The organism is Bradyrhizobium sp. HKCCYLRH3097, assembly GCF_051167875.1.
Taxonomy (GTDB): domain Bacteria; phylum Pseudomonadota; class Alphaproteobacteria; order Rhizobiales; family Xanthobacteraceae; genus Bradyrhizobium.
Genome location: NZ_JBNPTX010000013.1, coordinates 23,154 through 40,378 on the forward strand (window position 1 = coordinate 23,154; position 17,225 = coordinate 40,378).

A 17,225-nucleotide genomic window follows, 5' to 3' on the forward strand; every position below is an offset into this window, starting at 1 on the left:
GTCATTTCCTGACAACCTCGCACCCTAGAGAGATTGCCATGACCAAGCTCACCCGCCGCGGCCTGCTCGGCGCCGGCGCCGCGATCGGCGGCAGCTTCATCCTGCCGCGCGTGTCGATCGCGCAGGGAGACAACCGTCCCTCGGTCACCATCGCCGTGCAGAAGGTGACCAATTCGAACGTGCTCGACGTGCTGCGCGAGCAGTCCAATGTCGGCGAGCGCGTGTTCTACTCGTCGCTGTGGGAAAGCCTGATCTCGAAGAACTTCCGCGGCAATCTCGAAGCCGTCCCCGGCCTCGCCACCGAGTGGAAGCGCATCGACGACCAGACCGTCGAATTGAAGCTGCGCCAGGGCGTCAAGTTCCACAATGGTGACGAGATGACGTCCGAGGACGTCGTGTTCTCGTTCAGCCGCGAGCGCATGTTCGGCGACAGCGAGGCCAAGAGCCGCACCACCATCAAGGCGTTCGAGAAGATCCCGACGCCGCGCCCGGGCAAGGAGCTGCCGCCGGACGTGATTGGCGTCGCGCGCCGGATGTGGCCGGACCTGGTTCGCGTCGACGCCGTCGACAAATACACCGTGCGCTTCGTCAACGCGACGCCCGACGTCACCATCGAAGGCCGCCTGATGCGCTATGGCTCCGACATCATGAGCCGGCGCGGCTGGGAGGAAGCGGCGAGCTATCTCGACTGGGCGCGCAAGCCGATCACGACGGGTCCCTACAAGATCGTCGAGTTCAAGCCGGACGTGTCGCTGACGCTCGAAGCCCATGACGAATATTGGGGTGGCCGTCCGCCGCTGAAGCGCATCCGATTCCTGGAAGTGCCGGAGGTCGCGAGCCGCATCAACGGGCTCCTGTCTGGCGAATATCAGTTCGCCTGCGACATCCCGCCGGACCAGATCGCCGGCATCGAGAAGAACGCGGCGTTCGAGGTCCAGGGCGGCACCATCCTCAATCACCGTCTCACCGTGTTCGACAAGAACCACCCGCAGCTCGCCAATCCGCTGGTGCGCCGCGCCTTCACCCATGCGATCGACCGCCAGGCCATCGTCGACAGCCTGTGGGCCGGCCGCACCCGGGTGCCGAAGGGCCTGCAGTGGGAATTCTACGGCGACATGTTCATCGCCGACTGGAGCGTGCCGGCATTCGATCCGAAGCTGGCACAGGACCTGCTCAAGCAGGCCGGCTACAAGGGTGACCCGATCCCGTATCGACTGCTCAACAACTACTACACCAACCAGGTCGCGACCGCGCAGGTGCTGGTCGAGATGTGGCAGGCGGTCGGCCTCAACGTTCAGATCGAGACCAAGGAGAACTGGTCCCAGATTCTCGAGCGCGCTCCGACCCGCGCGGTGCGCGACTGGTCCAACTCGGCCGCGTTCAACGATCCCGTCTCCTCGCTCGTCGCCCAGCATGGCCCCAACGGCCAGCAGCAGCAGGTCGGCGAATGGAGCAATGACGAGCTCAATCGTCTTTCCGAATTCCTGGAGACCTCGACCGATCGCGAGGCGCGCAAGAAGGCGTTCCGCCGCATGCTGGAGATCGCCGAGCGCGAGGACCCCGCCTACACGGTGCTGCACCAGAACGCGACCTTCACCGCCAAGCCGAAGTCGATCAAGTGGAAGGCCTCGCCGGCCTTCGCGATGGACTTCCGCACCGGCAACTACGGTGCGTGACGCCGTGGCGCCGCTGGTCAGCATCTCCGAACTGAAGGTCGCCTTCGACGGCACGCCCGTGCTGCACGGCATCGATCTTGACATCGGTAGGGGCGAGGCCATCGGCCTCGTCGGCGAGTCCGGATCCGGCAAGTCGGTGACGTGGCTCGCGGCGCTGGGTCTCCTGCCCGGCAAGGCGAAAGTATCAGGCTCGGCCAGGCTCGAAGGCCGCGAACTGCTCGGCGCTGACGGCAAGGTGCTCGACCAGGTGCGCGGCCGCCGCATCGCGATGATCTTCCAGGATCCCGCCAGCGCGCTCAATCCGGTGCTCACGATCCGGCGCCAGTTGTGCGAAAGCCTCGCGCTGCATCGCGGGCTGCGCGGCGAGGCTGCGCGGGCCGAGGCGCTCAGGCTGCTCGATCTCGTCGGCATCCCCGATGCGGCACGCCGGCTGTCCGCCTATCCGCACGAGTTCTCCGGCGGCCAAGTCCAGCGCATCATGATCGCAATGGCGCTGGCCGGACAGCCCGAGCTGCTGATCGCCGACGAGCCCACCACCGCGCTCGACGCCACCATCCAGGCGCAGATCCTCGATCTGCTGTCGGCCATCCGGCGCGAGTTCAACATGGCGATGGTCCTGATCAGCCATGACCTCGGCGTCGTCGCGGAGAATTGCGACCACGTCTGCGTGATGTATGCCGGCCGCATCGTCGAGCGCGCGCCCGCGACGCGGCTGTTCGATGATCCCTGGCACCCTTATGCGCAGGGCCTGATCGGCGCGCTGCCGCCGCTCGATGGCGTCAGGCGGCGGCTGCAGGCCATTCCCGGAACAGTGCCTGATCCGCGCGCACTGCCCAGCGGCTGCGCCTTCGCGCCGCGCTGCACGTTTGCCGGCGACGGCTGCCATGCCGGCGTGCCGCCGCTGGCGCCGGTCGAGCCGGACCGCGCGGTGGCCTGCCTGCGGCCGCAGCGCCTGCCGATGGAGCTCGCCGCCGAATGACAGCGCCGCTGGTCGAGGTCCAGGCGATCTCGCGCACCTATCGGATGAGGACCGGCCTGTTCGGACGCGCCGCATCCGTCCACGCCGTCGACGGCCTGAGCTTCTCGATCCAAAAGGGCGAGACGCTCGGCATCGTCGGCGAGTCCGGCTCCGGCAAATCCACCACCGGCCGCATGGTGCTCGGTCTCGAGCCGCCCGACCGCGGCAGTGTGCGCTTCGACGGCGCCCCGATCGCAGCACCAGGCTCGGCGGCGTGGCGCGCCCAGCGCGCGCGCATGCAGATGATCTTCCAGGATCCGCTCGGCGCGCTCGATCGACGACTTCCCGTTGCCGCGCAGATCCGCGAGCCGCTCGACATCCACGACATCGGCACGGCCGCCGAGCGCGACGCGCGCGTGCATGAGCTGCTCCAGGCTGTCGATCTCAACGACGGCCATGGCGCCCGCTATCCCGGCGCGCTGTCGGGCGGTCAGCGCCAGCGCATCGTGCTCGCCCGTGCGCTGGCGACCAAGCCCGACTTCCTCGTCTGCGACGAACCGGTCAGCGCGCTCGACGTCTCGATCCAGGCGCAGGTGGTGAACCTGCTGGTCGATCTCCAGGCCCGGCTCGGTCTGACGATGCTGTTCATCAGCCATGATCTGCGCGTCGTCCGGCAGATCAGCAGCAAGGTGGCCGTGATGTATCTCGGCCGCATCGTCGAATATGGCGATGCCGACGACCTGTTCGCGCGGCCGCAACATCCCTACACGCAGGCGCTGGTGTCCGCTTCCCCTGCTCCGGGACGCCGCAGCACCAGCCGCATCGTACTGACGGGCGACCCGCCGAATCCGGCGGCGCGCCCCGCCGGCTGTGCCTTCCACCCGCGCTGCAGCCACGCGACCGCCCGCTGCGCCAACGAGTTGCCCGCGCTCGCCGCCCTGGATCGGCAGCGCCAGGTGGCCTGTCATCTCGTTTCGGGGCTGCAGTCGCAGACCGAGGTCGCCGCGTGATGCTGCGCTATTTCGCCATCCGCCTGGCGCGTGCGCTGCTGACCATCGCACTCGTCGTCACCTTTGCCTTCATCGTGCTGCGGCTGTCGGGCGATCCCGCGCTGATGATCATGGGGCCCGAGGCGCCGCCCGAGGTCATCGCCGCCTTCCGCAAGGCGTGGGGTCTCGATCATCCGATCTGGATGCAGTATCTCGACTACTTCAAGGCGATCGGCCAGGGCGAGCTCGGACGCTCGATGCGCGACGGCCGGCCCGCGATCCAGCTCGTCATTGAGCGCATCCCCGCGACCTTGGCGCTGACCATTCCGGCGTTCCTGCTGAAAGTGCTGCTCGGCATTCCCGCCGGCATCTACGCCGCGCTGCACCGCGGATCGGCGATCGACCGCGCCGTGATGATCACGGCGGTGGCGGGCTTCACGGTGCCGAGCTTCGTGCTGGCCCTGATCCTGGTGCTGATCTTCGCCGTGCAGCTCGGCTGGCTGCCGTCGGGCGGACAGGACTCGTGGCGGCACGCCATCCTGCCGATCGTGACGCTCGGCTTCGGCGGCGCCGCGGTGCTGGCGCGGTTCACGCGCAGCGCCATGCTGGAAATTCTCGGCCAGCCCTACATCAGAACGGCGTCGGCCAAGGGCGTGCCGTGGCGCCGGGTGATCACGGATCACGCGCTGCCCAACGCGGCGATCCCCACCGTCACCATTCTCGGCTTCATGGTCGGCAGCCTGATCGCCGGCGCGGTCGTCGTCGAGAGCGTGTTCTCCTGGCCCGGCGTCGGCCGTCTCCTGGTCGTCGCCGTCGCCAACCGCGACCTCGCGGTCGTGCAATGCATCCTGCTGCTGGTGGCGATGACCATGGTCACGTCGAACCTGATGGTGGATTTCCTCTACGGCCTGCTGGATCCGCGGCTGCGTAGCAAGGGAGCCGAGGCATGACCGACCTTGCATTGAAATCGCCTGCCGCGCGGCGGCTGTGCTGGCCGAACATTCCCGTCTCCGTGACCATCGCAGTCGGCTGGATCGTCGCGATGCTGCTGCTGGCGATCTTCGCCGATCAGCTCGCGCCGCATGGCTTCACCAAATTCGATCTGCGCAATCGCCTGTCGCTGCCGGGCAGCCCGGCGCATTGGCTCGGCACCGACGAGCTCGGTCGCGACGTGCTGTCGCGTCTGATCGTGTCGATCCGGATTTCGCTCTTGATCGCGTTCGGCGCGACCGGGATCTCCGCCATCGCCGGCACCACGCTCGGCTTTCTCGCCGCGCATTTCCGCGGCCTGGTCGAGCAGGCCGTGCTGATGCTGGCGGACTTCCAGGCCAGCATGCCGTTCCTGATTCTGGCGCTCGCCGTGCTCGCCTTCTTCGGCAACTCGCTGCCGCTCTTGATCGGGTTGATGGGCCTGTTCGGCTGGGAGCGCTATGCGCGCATCGCGCGCGGCCTCGCCATCTCCGCCAATGCACAAGGCTATGCCGCCGCCGTCCGACAGCTCGGCGCAACGCCGCAGCGCGTCTATCTCAGGCACATCCTGCCGAACATCGCCTCGACCCTCATCGTGTCGATGACGCTGGTGTTTCCCGAAGTCATCCTGCTGGAGTCCGGTCTCTCCTTCCTCGGCCTCGGCGTGCAGCCGCCGATGACGAGCCTTGGCAACATGGTCGGCTATGGCCGCGAATATCTGACGCGCGCACCATGGATCATGCTGGCACCGGCGATCACCATCGTGGTGACGACGCTCGCCGTCTCGGTGATCGGCGACTGGCTGCGCGACCGGCTCGATCCGACGCTGCAATAGCCTCGATCAGCGGCGAGCCTCGTGACTCGCCGCGGCACTATGCTCGCAGATGATCAGGGCATGCCCCGCTTGCTCGCCCGCCAGCGCCATCCATCTCGACGCCTGCTGCAACCACTGATCGCGGCGAGCCGGATCGCGTTCGGCCTCCTCGCGACAGCTCAATGCCGCAGTCATGCACGCCGATCTTCTGTCCATGAATCATGGTCCGACACATCAACGCAACGGAACTTACATATGATATCGCGACTTCCGGTTGTGATCAATTCCAGGCCTGCCTTACCCCGATGGATCCGCATGGCGCATCGGCAATGAATGATGCGCGTGACAGGCGGCGACCGCGGCGTGGCCGAATGCCACCGCGATCTGATGCAGGTCGGTGACGACGTCGCCGATGCCATAGAGTCCCGCCACGCCGCAGCGCTGCTTGGCATCGACCTCGAGAAAGCCATCGGATGTATGCCGCGCGCCGAGCTTGATGGCGAGCTCGGAGCGAACATCGGCGCCCATCGCAGGATACACGATCTCGAACCGTTCGCTGCTGCCGTCGACGAATGACGCCTCGATCGCACCGTCTTGGCGCTGCAACGCGTGAAGCTGCGGCGCCACCCGAACGCCGGCGGCGGCAAGCTCCTGCCGCTTCGCTGCATCCTGCTCATCATCGATCGGGATCAAGGTGACGTCCGAACTGTAGACGCGCATGAACAGCGCCTTGCCAGCGGCGTGACCGAGCGCGCCCACGATGGCGATCTTGTGGTCGATGGTTTCAAAGCCGTCGCAGACCGGACAATAGCGCAGCTCGCCGCCACGGACCGCCACTCTCCAATCGGCGAGCGGCGTCTGCTTGTCGACGATACCCGTCGCGAGGATGACGCGCTGTGCCGCGACCGTACCGCGCTCGTGAGTCGCGACCAGATCTCCGTCATGCGTCTCGAGAGCGCTCACCGTGCCCCGGACGATAGGAACGTGAAGTTCCTCGACCTGCCGCTGCATTCGTGCGAGCAGCTCGCTTCCGGGCATGCCGTTCGGGAACCCCGGCAGGTTGTGGCTCCGCGGAATCAGCGCTGCCCGCGATGCGCCGCCATCGACGACCACGACCCCACGCCGGAACCGGGCCAGGTAAATCGCGGCCATCAGTCCAGCTGGCCCGCCGCCTATGACGAGGACTTCGGTGCGCATTGCCGCCCTGCTCCAGTCCTGGCTCAAGCTGCATCGGAGCAGAAAGTTCTCGCGCGGAAAACATTTCGGCAAACGTGTCGATGAAATCGACCCGGAACTCTCTGGAACACAAGTGGAACTTTTGCCACTGAGGGACGTTAACCTATGTCACTGCCGCGGCGGAAAAGCCGTGCAAACTTGGCAGCGAGGGGATTTGTTGCGAGGGCGCGTGGATGCGATTTGTAAATTCGACTGATGAAAGCTTGATGGCGTACTACGAAAGTGTCCGAAAGCAGGTGGCCGCCGACAGCCGGATCGGGGGCCCCTACCGTTTGATCGGCGATCGGGCCAAGCAGTATGCGCAGGAGCTCCAGGCCGAGATGCGGCGGCGGCAGTTGCGCTTCACGCCGATCGATTGGCCGAACTGACTGGGCAAGGGATCGTGGGGCTCACCTCAGCGCTCAAGTTGAAGTATTGCGTTCGACCAGACAGCGCGGCGGTCGTTATTGCGCCCTCTCCCCTTGTGGGAGGCAAGTAGGACAGAGTTTGCGGACAGGCTTGCGATGCCCTCTCCCACAAGGGGAGAGGGCGCTGTATTCTGCAGTGTCACCGCAAAGCCGCGCGAAGCGGGGTCGTCATCATTCCCACGACCAGCTCGAGAAATCATTCTCGAACTGCGGCACGTCCTTCCAGACACCCTTGAGCTTCTTGTTGATGATTGTGATCCACTGCGGCTGGAACAGGAAGCCCGCAGCGGCATCGGTCGCCAGCATGCGCTGGGCATCGCCGAGCAGCTTGGCGCGCTCGGTCTCGTTCGGCGTATCGACAATCGACTGGTAGAGCTTGTCGAAGGCCTCGGACTGATAGCCGAAGTAGTAATTCTTGTCGGTGAACTTCACGAGATCGAACGGCTCGACATGCGAGACGATGGTCAGGTCGAAATCATGCGGTCCGTTGAAGACCTGTGACAGCCACGCCGCCCATTCGAGATTCTCGATCTTGGCGACGATGCCGACCTTGGCCAATTGAGCCGCGAGCACCTCGCCGCCCTGGCGGGCATAGGCCGGCGGCGGCAGCCGCAGCGACAGTTGCAGCGGCGTGGTCACGCCGGCTTCGGCGAGCAGCTTCTTGGCCTTCTCCGGGTCGTAGGGATTGATGTCGGTGGTGTCGACATAGCCGAGCGAGCCCGGCACGTAGAAGCTGCCGATCGGCGTACCCAGGCCGTCGACGGCGCCTTCGACCATCGCCTTGCGATCGATCGCAGCAAGGATCGCGCGGCGGACGCGGACGTCGTCGAGCGGCTTCTTCTTGTTGTTGATGGTGACGATCGTCTTCGCCTTTGAGCCGCCGATCAGCACGGTGAAGCGCGGGTCGGACTTGAACTGCGCGATGGTGCGCGCCGTGGTGCCGCGCGGGAAGGCATCGACGTCACCCGACAACAGCGCAGCGACCTGCGCTGCCGGATCGGAGATGAAGCGGATCGTCACCTTGGACAGCTTCACGGCTGCGGCGTTGCGATAGTCGGGCCATTTGTTCAAGGTCAGGGACGAGCCCTTGGCCCAGCTCCCCAGCGTGTACGGTCCAGTACCGACCGGCTGCGTCGCGTTGGTCGGCGCGCTCTTCGGCTCGACGATCGAGGCGGTGGCCTGTCCGAGCAGGAACGGCAGGTTGGGCTCAGAATATTTCAGCTTGACGACGATGGTCTCCGCGTCGGGAGCCGTCACGGACTCCATCGCCTGGAACAGCGCCTTGTCCTTGTTGGTGCTGTTGGCGGCGCCGGCGCGCTCGAACGAGAACTTCACCGCGGCGGAATCGAACGCCTCGCCGTTCTGGAATTTCACGCCCTTGGCGAGCTTGAACGTGTAGCTCTTCAGATCGGACGAGGCCTGCCAGCTCGAGGCCAGCAGCGGCGAGACCGAGCCGTCCTCGTTGATCTTGGTCAGCGTCTCATAGACGTTGTAGAGCGTCACCTCGGCGATGGCCGCCGCGGCCGCGCTGGTCGGATCGAGCCCCGGCGGCTCCAAGGTCATGCCGACAACGACGCTATCCTTCTTGCTCTGCGCGAGAGCCGGCGCGACGGCCGCAACGAGCGCGGCCATGGCGATGATCGATAGTTTCTTGAACATTGTTTGTTTCTCCCTGAGGAAGCCAAATTACGCGTCAAAGCGGCTTCGAGACAAGTGGCTGCAGTTCCGTTGCGACGAGCGCCGGCAGCGCCATTACGCTTTCCGCCCGATGGCAGGCAGCGGAATGCTGTCCGGTGAGCGCTCGCAACGCGGGGGCCGTCGCGCGGCACCGGGCATCGGCGAGCGGACAACGGGGCGCGTAGGCGCATCCGGCCGCGCCGAGGGATTGCGAAGCGATCGCAACGCTCTCGCGACGGCGCCGGACCGCGCCGGCCTGGGCCCGCGGCACGGCGTCGAGGAGCGCCCGCGTGTAGGGATGCGCGCAACTTCCGAACAAGTCCTCCGGCCGCCCGCGCTCGACGATGCGGCCGAGATACATCACCGCAACCTCGTCGCAGAGATAGTCGACGACCGCGAGATCATGACTGATCAGCACGTAGCTCAGGCCGAACTGCTCCTGCAGATCCTGCATCAGGTTGAGAACCTGCGCCTGCACGGAGACATCCAGCGCCGACACCGGCTCGTCGGCGACGATCAGCTTCGGCTGGGTGATCAGGGCCCGCGCGATCGCGATGCGCTGGCGCTGCCCCCCGGAAAATTCATGCGGATATTTGTCCATGTCGGCATCGCGCAATCCGACCTGCCGCAGCACGCTCGCGACGCGCCTGCGGAGAGAATCGCGATCCGGGTGTTCGAGAGCGGTCAGCGGCTCGGCGACGATGCGCGCAATGGTCTGGCGCGGATCGAGTGATCCGTACGGATCCTGAAATACCATCTGGAAATCGCGGCGCGCCCGCCGCAGCTCATCCACCGGGAGGCGGTTGAGATCGCGGCCCACCATCAGCACCGATCCCGCTGACGGCCGCTCCAGCGCCATGATCAGCCGCGCCAGGGTCGACTTGCCAGAGCCGGACTCGCCGACGATGCCGAGGCTCTTGCCCGCCTTCAACGACAGCGACACGCCGTTCAGCGCGAGCACCTCGCCGGGCGGCCGCAGCAGACTCTCTCGCGGCAGCGTGTAGCGCTGTACGAGATCCCTGACCTCGAGCAGCGGCGTCTCTGCAACTCCTTGCGCGGCGGTGCTCAAGCGACCACTCCCGCCGGATCACACGCGAGCGCGACGCCGGTCCGGATGCACCGGACGCCGTGCCCGGCGCCGATCTCGATCGACGGCGGCAGCGCCGTGCGACAGGCGTCGATCGCCAGCCCGCAGCGATCTGCGAACGGACAACCGGCCGGAAGATCGGCGAGCTCCGGCACGGTACCCGCGATGGTCGCAAGGCGCGTGCCCTTGCGGGCCCCGAGCCGCGGCCGCGCGCGGAACAGGCCCTGCGTGTAGGGATGCCCCATGCGCGAGAACACGGCGTCCGTGGTGCCGCTCTCGACCACCGTGCCGCCATACATCACGATCATGCGCTGGACGTTCTCGGCGATGACACCGAGATCATGCGAGATCAAGATCATCGCCATGCCGCGCTCGGCGACCAGATCGGCGATGAGGTCGAGGATCTGGCGCTGGATGGTGACGTCGAGCGCAGTGGTCGGCTCGTCGGCGATCAGCACGTCGGGCTTGCAGGCGAGCGCCATCGCGATGGTGATGCGCTGGCGCTGGCCGCCGGAGAACTGGTGCGGATAGGCGCCGTAGCGTCGGGCGGGATCCGGCAGACCGACGCGGTCGAGGAGCGCGATCGCCTGTCGTTTCGCCTCGGTCGCCGTGCAGCCGATATGCCGCAGCAGCGGCTCGGCCACCTGATGACCGATCGTATGCATCGGGTTGAGCGCGGTCATCGGCTCCTGGAAGATCATGCTGATGCGGTTGCCGCGCAGCTTGCAGTATTCGGCATCACCGAGACCGACCAGCTCGCGGCCATCGAGCGTGATGCTGCCGCTGACGACGGCGCTGTCAGGCAGAAGGCCAAGCAGAGCGAGCGCCGTGATCGACTTGCCGCAACCGGACTCGCCGACGATGCCGAGCGTCTCGCCGCGCCGGAGCGTGAAGGAGACCTCGCGCACGGCTTGCGCCGAGCCGCGGCTGGTATTGAGGCGGATGCCGAGACCCGACACATCGAGCAGAGGCTGATCGCCTACCGTCATCGCTGCCTCGCCAGCCGTGGGTCGAGCAGATCGCGCAGGCCGTCGCCGAGCAGGTTCAGGCCGAGCACCGCGAGCGCGATGGCGGCACCGGGATACACGGCGAGGCTCGGCGACTGGAACAACAGGGTCTGCGCATCGTTCAGCATGCGTCCCCAGGACGGCTGCGGCGGCTGCGTGCCGAGGCCCAGATAGGACAGCGCCGCTTCCGCCAGGATCGCCAGCGCGAACTGGATCGTCGCCTGCACGATCAGAATCGACAAGATGTTCGGCAGCACGTGCTCGATGGTGATGCGGAAGCGGCCCTTGCCGGCGGCGCGCGCAGCCAGGATGAACTCGCGCGCCCAGACCGCACCGGCGGAGCCGCGGGTGACGCGCACGAACACCGGGATCTGGAAGATGCCGATCGCGGTGATCGACGTCACCATGCCCGGCCCGATCACCGCCGCCAGCATGATCGCCGACAGCACCGCGGGAAAGGCGAAGGTGAAGTCGCTGAAGCGCATGATCAGTTCCTCGGTCCAGCCGCGCTGCGCGGCTGCGACCAGGCCAAGGCAGACGCCGCAGGTGAGACCGATGCCGACGGCGATGATGCCGACCAGAATGGTCGCGCGCGCACCCACCAGCAATAGCGAGACGATGTCGCGGCCGAGCACGTCGGTGCCCAGCCAATGCGCTGCTGATGGCGGCCGCAATTTGGACGCGACATCGATCTCATAGGCCGACCATGGCGTCCAGAGCAGCGACAGCAGCGCGGCGCCGAGCACCAGCAGACAGAGCAGCGCGCCGACCGTGAAGCTGCGATGGCGCAGCGCGCGGCGCCAGAACGCGTTGGACGCAGGCGCAGCGCCCGTTTGAACGACCACGGCGGAACTCACAGCTCGTGCACCTTGATGCGCGGATCGATCACCGCATACAGGACATCGACCACGAAGTTGACGATGATCACCATGGCCGCCAGCAGCATCACGCAGTTGCGCACCACGATCAGGTCGCGATTGGCGATCGACTGGAAGATGAGGCGCCCCAGGCCCGGGAGATAGAACACGTTCTCGATCACGATGGTGCCGGCGAGCAGGTTGGCGAATTGCAGCCCCATCACGGTGAGCACCGGGATCATGGCGTTGCGCAGCACGTGCTGCCACAGCACCTCGCGCTTCGTCAGGCCCTTGGCGCGCGCGGTGCGGACGAAATCCTCGCGCAGAACGTCGAGCACGGCCGAGCGCGTCACCCGCGCCAGGATCGCGGCCTGCACCACTGCCAGCGCCACAGCCGGCAACAGCAGCGCGCGCAGACCCGGCCAGATGCCGTCCTCCCAGCCGGGAAAGCCGCCGGCCGACAGCCATTGCAGCTTCACCGCAAACAGGAGGATCAGCAGGATCGCGAACCAGAAGTTCGGCAAGGCGATGCCGATCTGGGTCAGCGACATGACGCCGACATCGCCGAGACGGTTGTGATTGGCGGCCGTGTAGATGCCGGCCGTGAGCGCCAGCACGGTCGTGAGCCCCATGGCCAGGATCGCGAGCGGAATGGTCATCGCCAGCCGCTCGCGGATCAGTTCGGCCACCGGCGTGCCATAGGCGTAGCTGTTGCCGAGATCGCCGCTCAGCAGGCCGCCGATCCAGTGCAGGTAACGCAACGCCAGCGGCTGATCCAGCCCGAGCTTGACGGTCAGCGCCCTGACCGCATCCGGCGAGGCATCCGCGCCCATCAGCATCTGGGCGGCATTGCCCGGCAGCGCGTCGAGCACCAGGAATATGATCAGTGACGCGCCGACGAGGGTCGCCAGCAAGGTCAGGAAGCGCCGCAGCAGAAAAACGCTCATTCGCGCCGGGACTCCAGTTTTCGGCGGCCGCACGTTCCACAGCTTTCGGCTCCGATGCAAGCCCGTTGCCTGCATGATTGCCATTGCCGGGCGGAGGCACCTTCACACACCGCATCCGCCGGGGTATCGCCGGCTTGATCCCGGTCAACGGCGGAGCGCCGGCGACCGCCATCATGCGGCTGATCGCAACAACGCAAGGGCCCATCTCGATCATGACCATCCGTCCGAGCTTTCTCTGGGGCGCCTCGACCTCGGCCTTCCAGATCGAGGGCGCGGCGCACCTCGACGGCCGCGCCGACAGCATCTGGGATGTCTATCTGCGCGCCCCCGGCCGGGTGAGCCACAACGACACCGCCGAGACCGCCTGCGATCACTATCATCGCTACGCGGAGGACGTGGCGCTGATGCGCGATCTCGGCCTCAATGCCTATCGGTTCTCGATCGCCTGGCCGCGGCTGCTACCGCAAGGCCGCGGCGCGGCCAACGAAGCCGGCCTCGCCTTCTACGACCGCCTCATCGACGCCCTGCTTGCCGCTGAGATAGAGCCGTGGCTCTGTCTCTACCACTGGGACCTGCCGCAGGCGCTGGAGGCGCTCGGCGGCTGGCAGAACCGCGACATCGTCGGCTGGTTCGCCGACTATGCCGCGCTGGTCGCGCGGCGCTATGGCGACCGGGTCAAGCGCTTCGCCACCTTCAACGAACCCTGCGTGTTCACGCTGTTCGGCTACGGCCTCGGCTGGCACGCGCCGGGGATCGCCGACGGAGCGGCCCTGCACAAGGCCATTCATCACGTCAATCTCAGCCACGGCCGCGCCGTCGACGTGCTGCGCAGGGACGTGGCCGGCGCCTCGATCGGCGCCATCCACAATCGGCAGCCCTGCTACCCTGCGAGCGACAGTGCGGAGGACGCCGCGGCCGCCTTGCGGCTCGCCGCCTATTGGAACGATGCCTTCCCGTTTCCGCAGGCCTTTGCCTGCTACCCGCCGGAGCTCCAGGACGCCGTCGCGCCCTATATCGCACCCGGCGACATGGCGCAGATCGCCCGCCCCGTCGACTGGTTCGGGCTCAATCACTATTCGCCGCATTACATCAAGGCGGGCAGCAACCTGATGGGCGCCAGCTTCGGAGCGCCTCCCGCGGCAGTGCCGCGCAGCGCAATCGGCTGGCCCGTCGTGCCCGAGGCGTTCCGCGATACGCTCCTGGACATCCACAGCCGGTTCCGGCTTCCGATCTACGTGCTGGAGAACGGAACGGCGGCCAATGACACCGTCGATGCATCCGGCTGCATCCAGGACGACGGCAGGATCGGCTATCTCAAGGCCTATACGACCGCGATGGAACAGGCGATCGCGGCGGGCGCCGACGTGCGCGGCTATTTCGTCTGGTCGCTCCTGGATAATTTTGAATGGGGAGCGGGCTATTCGCAGCGCTTCGGCATTGTCTATGTCGATCGCGCCACCCAGCGCCGCATTCCCAAGGCGTCGGCGCGGTGGTATTCGAACATGATTGCCGCTCACCGGGTATCCGACGATCCCGCCGGGCGGCACAACCGGGCGGAAGAGTGAGGATGAGCGAACGCGTTCTTCTGGGCGACATCGGCGGCACCAATGCGCGGTTCGCGCTGCTTGACGGCCACGTCATCGGCGAGGTCGCGCATCTCAAGGTCGCCGACTTCCCGACCATCACGGACGCGATCACCGACTTCCTGTTGCGACACGCCGCCGGCGGCCCGCCCACCGCGGCCGTGCTCGACATCGCCGGCCCGATCGAGCGCAATCGCGGCATGCTCACCAACTCGACCTGGGTGATCGACGGCGCCGAGCTGGCGGAGCGGTTCAAGCTGCGCTCGGCCAAGCTCCTGAACGATTTCGAGGCGGTCGGCTGGTCGCTGCCGGTGCTGCATCCCGACGACCTGTTTCCGCTTGGCGGAAGCGCCGCGGTCGACGGCGCGCCGATGCTGGTGATCGGCCCCGGCACCGGCTTCGGCGCCGCGTGCTATCTCCCGGCAGAAGGCCGTCCCACGGTTGCCGTGACCGAGGCCGGCCATGCCACGCTGCCGGCGACGACGGCGCGCGAGGCCGCCGTGCTCGCCAAGATGCGCGAGCGCTTCGGCCATGTCTCGATCGAGCGTGCGCTGTCGGGCATGGGCCTTGCGAACGTCTATCAGGCCATTGCCGCGGTCGACGGGGTCACGGTGCCGCCGCGCGATGCCGCAGCGATCACTCACGCCGCGCTGGACCGCAGTTGCGCCACCAGCCGCGCGACTCTCGACATGTTCTGCGCCTGGCTCGGCGCCGTCGCCGGCAACCTCGCGCTCACCTTCTGCGCCCGCGGCGGCGTCTACATCGCCGGCGGCATCCCGCCGCGGTTTCCGGACTACTTTGCCAGATCCGATTTCCGCCGGCAGTTCGAGGGCAAGGGGCGCTATGACAGCTATCTGCGTCCGATCCCGGTTCATCTCGTTATCAAGCCCGACATCAGCTTCCTCGGTCTCAAATCGTTCTTCGAGGCCGGCATCACCGCGAGCGGCGGCTCCCCGACCCACTGAGATCGAATGAGCGACATCGTCACGATCACGCCGAACCCGGCCGTCGACATCTCGACGACCGTCGAGAAAATCGTGCCGGTGGCCAAGCTGCGCGGCACGACGCAACAGCGAGATCCCGGTGGTGGCGGCATCAACGTCGCCCGTGTCATCGCCCGCCTCGGCGGCGACGTCACCGCGCTCTATCCGGTCGGCGGTCCGACCGGCCTGCTGCTGAAGCAGCTCGTCGAGAAGGAAGGCGTCGCCAGCCGCACCTGGGCGACGGCCGAGGACACGCGCGAGGACTTCTTCGTCCAGGAGCGCGTCAGCGGCCAGCCCTATCGCTTCATCCTGCCGGGTCCGACGCTGACCGAGGCCGAATGGCAGGCCGGCCTTGCCTTGCTCGCAGCCCAGGATCCGTTTCCCCGCTTCGTCGTCGGCAGCGGCAGCCTGCCGCGCGGCGTGCCGACCGACTTCTATGCGCGCGTTGCGACGCTTGCACGGTCACGCGGCGCGCAATTCGTGCTCGACACCTCGGGGCCAGCTTTGGCCGCGGCGGTAGCCGGCGGCATCGACCTGATGAAGCCGTCGCTGCACGAGATGCAAGAGCTGGTCGGCGGCGCGCTGCCCGATGCCACGGCGTGGGAGAAAGCCGCCCACGCGCTGGTCGCGAGCGGCAAGGCCGGCACCGTCGCGCTGACCATGGGTCATCTCGGCGCCCTGCTGGTCACCCGCGACCGCGTGCTGCGCGCTCAGCCGCTGACGATGGTGCCGGTCAACGCAGTCGGCGCCGGTGACAGTTTTCTCGGCGCATTGGTCGCGAAGCTCGCCGCGGGCGAGTTGCTGGACGACGCGTTTCGCTTTGCGGTCGCCGCAGGTGCCGCGGCGCTGCTGCGCACCGGCACCGCGCTGTCCGATCCCGCCGACGTCAGCCGTCTGCAGGCTGACGTGCGGCTCGAGACGGCGTGACATCGCTCGCCGCATCACCGTTGAGCCGATCGAGCGAGAGCAGCAACCCGCCGACGCGCTCCAGCGACGACATCCACTCTGCGAGGCGGTTGAAATTGTCCACCATCCAATTGAACGACCCCTGCACCAGCGTGAACGCAGCGGCTGCCTGGGTGAGTTCGCCCAGGGTCATCTGATCGCCGAGGAACTTCGGCGCGCACAGCACGAGGCCGATGATCGGCGCGAGCAGCGTATTCAGATGAGACACCAGGGTGTTGCGCATCAGCTGCCAGCACAGCCGCTTCCATTGCTGGATCGTGCGGTCGAGCGCCATCCACAGCCCGGCAACGACGCTGCGTTCTTCCTGCTTGGGCGCGATGCCTTCGCCGATGTCGCGCAAGTGATGGGCTGCGGTGATCAGCTCCGACTCGGCCTGGTTCTTGGTCTGGATGACGCGCGTGAGTGGCGAACCGACCCACAGCATGGCCCCGGTCACCAGCCCGGAATAGATGACGACGCTGACCACCAGGTAGCCTGGAATCCACAATTGGTGCCCGGCCACGGCAAAGCCGATGGATCCGCCGACCTGCCACAGCACCTGGACGAACACGACCGCCGTCAGCAGCGAGGAGATCACACTGACCACGAAGTCGATCGGTGCATCGGTGGCGATGCGGACATCCTCGGCAATACGATACTCCGGAATCTTCAGATCGCCCTGCACCGTCGCGAGCCGCGCATAGCGATCGTTCTCGACCCAGTAGTTGATCACCTTGGCGCTCAACCATTGCCGCCAGTTGCGTTGCATCACCATGCGGCCCCACACCGAGACGATCGCCAGCACGACGCTCGCCAGACAAAGCGGAATGAGCAGAACGGCCTGCTGCCGCAGCCGCGTCGGATCGCGGCCCTCCAATGCGTCGAAGAAATCCCTGTTCCAGTAATTGAACCGAAACTGCACGTAGAGCTGAAGCACCACGAGGACGATCAGGGCGACGCAGAGCAGCCAGACCCGCCATGCCGTCGATCCGAGCCAGAATTGCCGCGCCGTGAGCCAGAACCGCGACCATTCGCGATTGCCGTCCTCGTTCTCGTCGTCGGAGATCATTGGTGATCCGGATGGGTACGA

At 66.7% G+C, this 17,225-nt stretch carries 17 protein-coding genes; 10 read left to right on the top strand and 7 right to left on the bottom strand.

Annotated features, from left to right (window positions below):
• Positions 1 to 38 precede the first annotated feature (38 nt).
• The 5 genes from ACQR0U_RS26385 to ACQR0U_RS26405 are packed head-to-tail and all read left to right on the top strand — an operon-like array spanning position 39 to position 5,427.
• Positions 39 to 1,676, top strand: coding sequence for an ABC transporter substrate-binding protein (locus tag ACQR0U_RS26385; protein ID WP_315714271.1), 1,638 nt, complete (start codon positions 39 to 41; stop codon positions 1,674 to 1,676).
• 4 nt (positions 1,677 to 1,680) lie between these two features.
• Positions 1,681 to 2,655 carry an ABC transporter ATP-binding protein gene (locus tag ACQR0U_RS26390; protein ID WP_315827749.1) on the top strand — a complete coding sequence of 325 codons (975 nt, stop codon included), beginning with the start codon at positions 1,681 to 1,683 and terminating at the stop codon, positions 2,653 to 2,655.
• On the top strand, positions 2,652 to 3,644 hold the full coding sequence (locus tag ACQR0U_RS26395; RefSeq protein WP_315827718.1) for an ABC transporter ATP-binding protein: 993 nt from the start codon (positions 2,652 to 2,654) through the stop codon (positions 3,642 to 3,644). The genes ACQR0U_RS26390 and ACQR0U_RS26395 overlap by 4 nt, the downstream gene beginning before the upstream one ends.
• Complete coding sequence (locus ACQR0U_RS26400; RefSeq protein WP_315714392.1) at positions 3,644 to 4,573, top strand: ABC transporter permease; 930 nt, start codon at positions 3,644 to 3,646, stop codon at positions 4,571 to 4,573. The genes ACQR0U_RS26395 and ACQR0U_RS26400 overlap by 1 nt, the downstream gene beginning before the upstream one ends.
• A complete protein-coding gene (locus ACQR0U_RS26405; protein WP_315827717.1) occupies positions 4,570 to 5,427 on the top strand; it encodes an ABC transporter permease in 858 nt (285 codons plus the stop codon). Before ACQR0U_RS26400 ends, ACQR0U_RS26405 begins: the two co-directional genes overlap by 4 nt.
• 276 nt (positions 5,428 to 5,703) lie before the next feature.
• Here the strand turns inward: ACQR0U_RS26405 and ACQR0U_RS26410 are convergent, their stop codons facing one another.
• Positions 5,704 to 6,603, bottom strand: a complete 900-nt coding sequence (locus ACQR0U_RS26410; RefSeq protein ID WP_434842776.1) for an NAD(P)/FAD-dependent oxidoreductase — start codon at positions 6,601 to 6,603, stop codon at positions 5,704 to 5,706.
• Here ACQR0U_RS26410 and ACQR0U_RS26415 point away from each other — a divergent pair.
• Complete coding sequence (locus ACQR0U_RS26415; RefSeq protein WP_315714267.1) at positions 6,596 to 6,838, top strand: hypothetical protein; 243 nt, start codon at positions 6,596 to 6,598, stop codon at positions 6,836 to 6,838. The two genes, ACQR0U_RS26410 and ACQR0U_RS26415, sit on opposite strands and share 8 nt — an antisense overlap.
• 10 nt (positions 6,839 to 6,848) lie before the next feature.
• Complete coding sequence (locus ACQR0U_RS26420) at positions 6,849 to 7,010, top strand: hypothetical protein (RefSeq protein ID WP_315714266.1); 162 nt, start codon at positions 6,849 to 6,851, stop codon at positions 7,008 to 7,010.
• Positions 7,011 to 7,220: 210 nt separating this feature from the next.
• Here ACQR0U_RS26420 and ACQR0U_RS26425 read toward each other — a convergent pair whose 3' ends face one another.
• From ACQR0U_RS26425 to ACQR0U_RS26445, 5 genes are read right to left on the bottom strand one after another with little or no spacing between them, the layout of a single operon-like run.
• The gene (locus ACQR0U_RS26425) at positions 7,221 to 8,708 is read right to left on the bottom strand and encodes an ABC transporter substrate-binding protein (RefSeq protein WP_315714265.1); all 1,488 of its coding nucleotides are present in this window, start codon (positions 8,706 to 8,708) and stop codon (positions 7,221 to 7,223) included.
• Positions 8,709 to 8,742: 34 nt separating this feature from the next.
• The gene (locus tag ACQR0U_RS26430; RefSeq protein WP_315750157.1) at positions 8,743 to 9,795 is read right to left on the bottom strand and encodes an ABC transporter ATP-binding protein; all 1,053 of its coding nucleotides are present in this window, start codon (positions 9,793 to 9,795) and stop codon (positions 8,743 to 8,745) included.
• On the bottom strand, positions 9,792 to 10,802 hold the full coding sequence (locus ACQR0U_RS26435) for an ABC transporter ATP-binding protein (protein WP_316194278.1): 1,011 nt from the start codon (positions 10,800 to 10,802) through the stop codon (positions 9,792 to 9,794). Before ACQR0U_RS26435 ends, ACQR0U_RS26430 begins: the two co-directional genes overlap by 4 nt.
• Positions 10,799 to 11,665 carry an ABC transporter permease gene (locus tag ACQR0U_RS26440; protein ID WP_315714262.1) on the bottom strand — a complete coding sequence of 289 codons (867 nt, stop codon included), beginning with the start codon at positions 11,663 to 11,665 and terminating at the stop codon, positions 10,799 to 10,801. Before ACQR0U_RS26440 ends, ACQR0U_RS26435 begins: the two co-directional genes overlap by 4 nt.
• Positions 11,666 to 11,673: 8 nt before the next feature.
• Complete coding sequence (locus ACQR0U_RS26445) at positions 11,674 to 12,624, bottom strand: ABC transporter permease (RefSeq protein ID WP_315714261.1); 951 nt, start codon at positions 12,622 to 12,624, stop codon at positions 11,674 to 11,676.
• 212 nt (positions 12,625 to 12,836) lie between these two features.
• Here ACQR0U_RS26445 and ACQR0U_RS26450 point away from each other — a divergent pair, with 212 nt between their 5' ends.
• The 3 genes from ACQR0U_RS26450 to ACQR0U_RS26460 are packed head-to-tail and all read left to right on the top strand — an operon-like array spanning position 12,837 to position 16,117.
• Complete coding sequence (locus ACQR0U_RS26450; RefSeq protein WP_315714391.1) at positions 12,837 to 14,189, top strand: GH1 family beta-glucosidase; 1,353 nt, start codon at positions 12,837 to 12,839, stop codon at positions 14,187 to 14,189.
• A 2-nt stretch (positions 14,190 to 14,191) separates the two neighbouring features.
• The gene (gene glk, locus ACQR0U_RS26455; protein ID WP_315714260.1) at positions 14,192 to 15,172 is read left to right on the top strand and encodes a glucokinase; all 981 of its coding nucleotides are present in this window, start codon (positions 14,192 to 14,194) and stop codon (positions 15,170 to 15,172) included.
• A 6-nt stretch (positions 15,173 to 15,178) separates the two neighbouring features.
• A complete protein-coding gene (locus ACQR0U_RS26460) occupies positions 15,179 to 16,117 on the top strand; it encodes a 1-phosphofructokinase family hexose kinase (protein ID WP_315827712.1) in 939 nt (312 codons plus the stop codon).
• On the opposite strand, the gene ACQR0U_RS26465 is transcribed toward ACQR0U_RS26460, so the two are convergent.
• A complete protein-coding gene (locus ACQR0U_RS26465) occupies positions 16,077 to 17,204 on the bottom strand; it encodes an SbmA/BacA-like family transporter (RefSeq protein WP_316194275.1) in 1,128 nt (375 codons plus the stop codon). The genes ACQR0U_RS26460 and ACQR0U_RS26465 overlap by 41 nt on opposite strands.
• Positions 17,205 to 17,225: the final 21 nt, after the last annotated feature.

What these genes read in the sequence shown, in the direction of transcription:
- ACQR0U_RS26385 (WP_315714271.1), top strand. Translation starts at nt 39, where the DNA reads ATGACCAAGCTCACCCGCCGCGGCCTGCTCGGCGCCGGCGCCGCGATC.
- ACQR0U_RS26395 (WP_315827718.1), top strand. Translation starts at nt 2,652, where the DNA reads ATGACAGCGCCGCTGGTCGAGGTCCAGGCGATCTCGCGCACCTATCGG.
- ACQR0U_RS26400 (WP_315714392.1), top strand. Translation starts at nt 3,644, where the DNA reads ATGCTGCGCTATTTCGCCATCCGCCTGGCGCGTGCGCTGCTGACCATC.
- ACQR0U_RS26405 (WP_315827717.1), top strand. Translation starts at nt 4,570, where the DNA reads ATGACCGACCTTGCATTGAAATCGCCTGCCGCGCGGCGGCTGTGCTGG.
- ACQR0U_RS26410 (WP_434842776.1), bottom strand. Translation starts at nt 6,603, where the DNA reads ATGCGCACCGAAGTCCTCGTCATAGGCGGCGGGCCAGCTGGACTGATG.
- ACQR0U_RS26420 (WP_315714266.1), top strand. Translation starts at nt 6,849, where the DNA reads ATGGCGTACTACGAAAGTGTCCGAAAGCAGGTGGCCGCCGACAGCCGG.
- ACQR0U_RS26425 (WP_315714265.1), bottom strand. Translation starts at nt 8,708, where the DNA reads ATGTTCAAGAAACTATCGATCATCGCCATGGCCGCGCTCGTTGCGGCC.
- ACQR0U_RS26435 (WP_316194278.1), bottom strand. Translation starts at nt 10,802, where the DNA reads ATGACGGTAGGCGATCAGCCTCTGCTCGATGTGTCGGGTCTCGGCATC.
- ACQR0U_RS26445 (WP_315714261.1), bottom strand. Translation starts at nt 12,624, where the DNA reads ATGAGCGTTTTTCTGCTGCGGCGCTTCCTGACCTTGCTGGCGACCCTC.
- ACQR0U_RS26450 (WP_315714391.1), top strand. Translation starts at nt 12,837, where the DNA reads ATGACCATCCGTCCGAGCTTTCTCTGGGGCGCCTCGACCTCGGCCTTC.
- glk (WP_315714260.1), top strand. Translation starts at nt 14,192, where the DNA reads ATGAGCGAACGCGTTCTTCTGGGCGACATCGGCGGCACCAATGCGCGG.
- ACQR0U_RS26460 (WP_315827712.1), top strand. Translation starts at nt 15,179, where the DNA reads ATGAGCGACATCGTCACGATCACGCCGAACCCGGCCGTCGACATCTCG.
- ACQR0U_RS26465 (WP_316194275.1), bottom strand. Translation starts at nt 17,204, where the DNA reads ATGATCTCCGACGACGAGAACGAGGACGGCAATCGCGAATGGTCGCGG.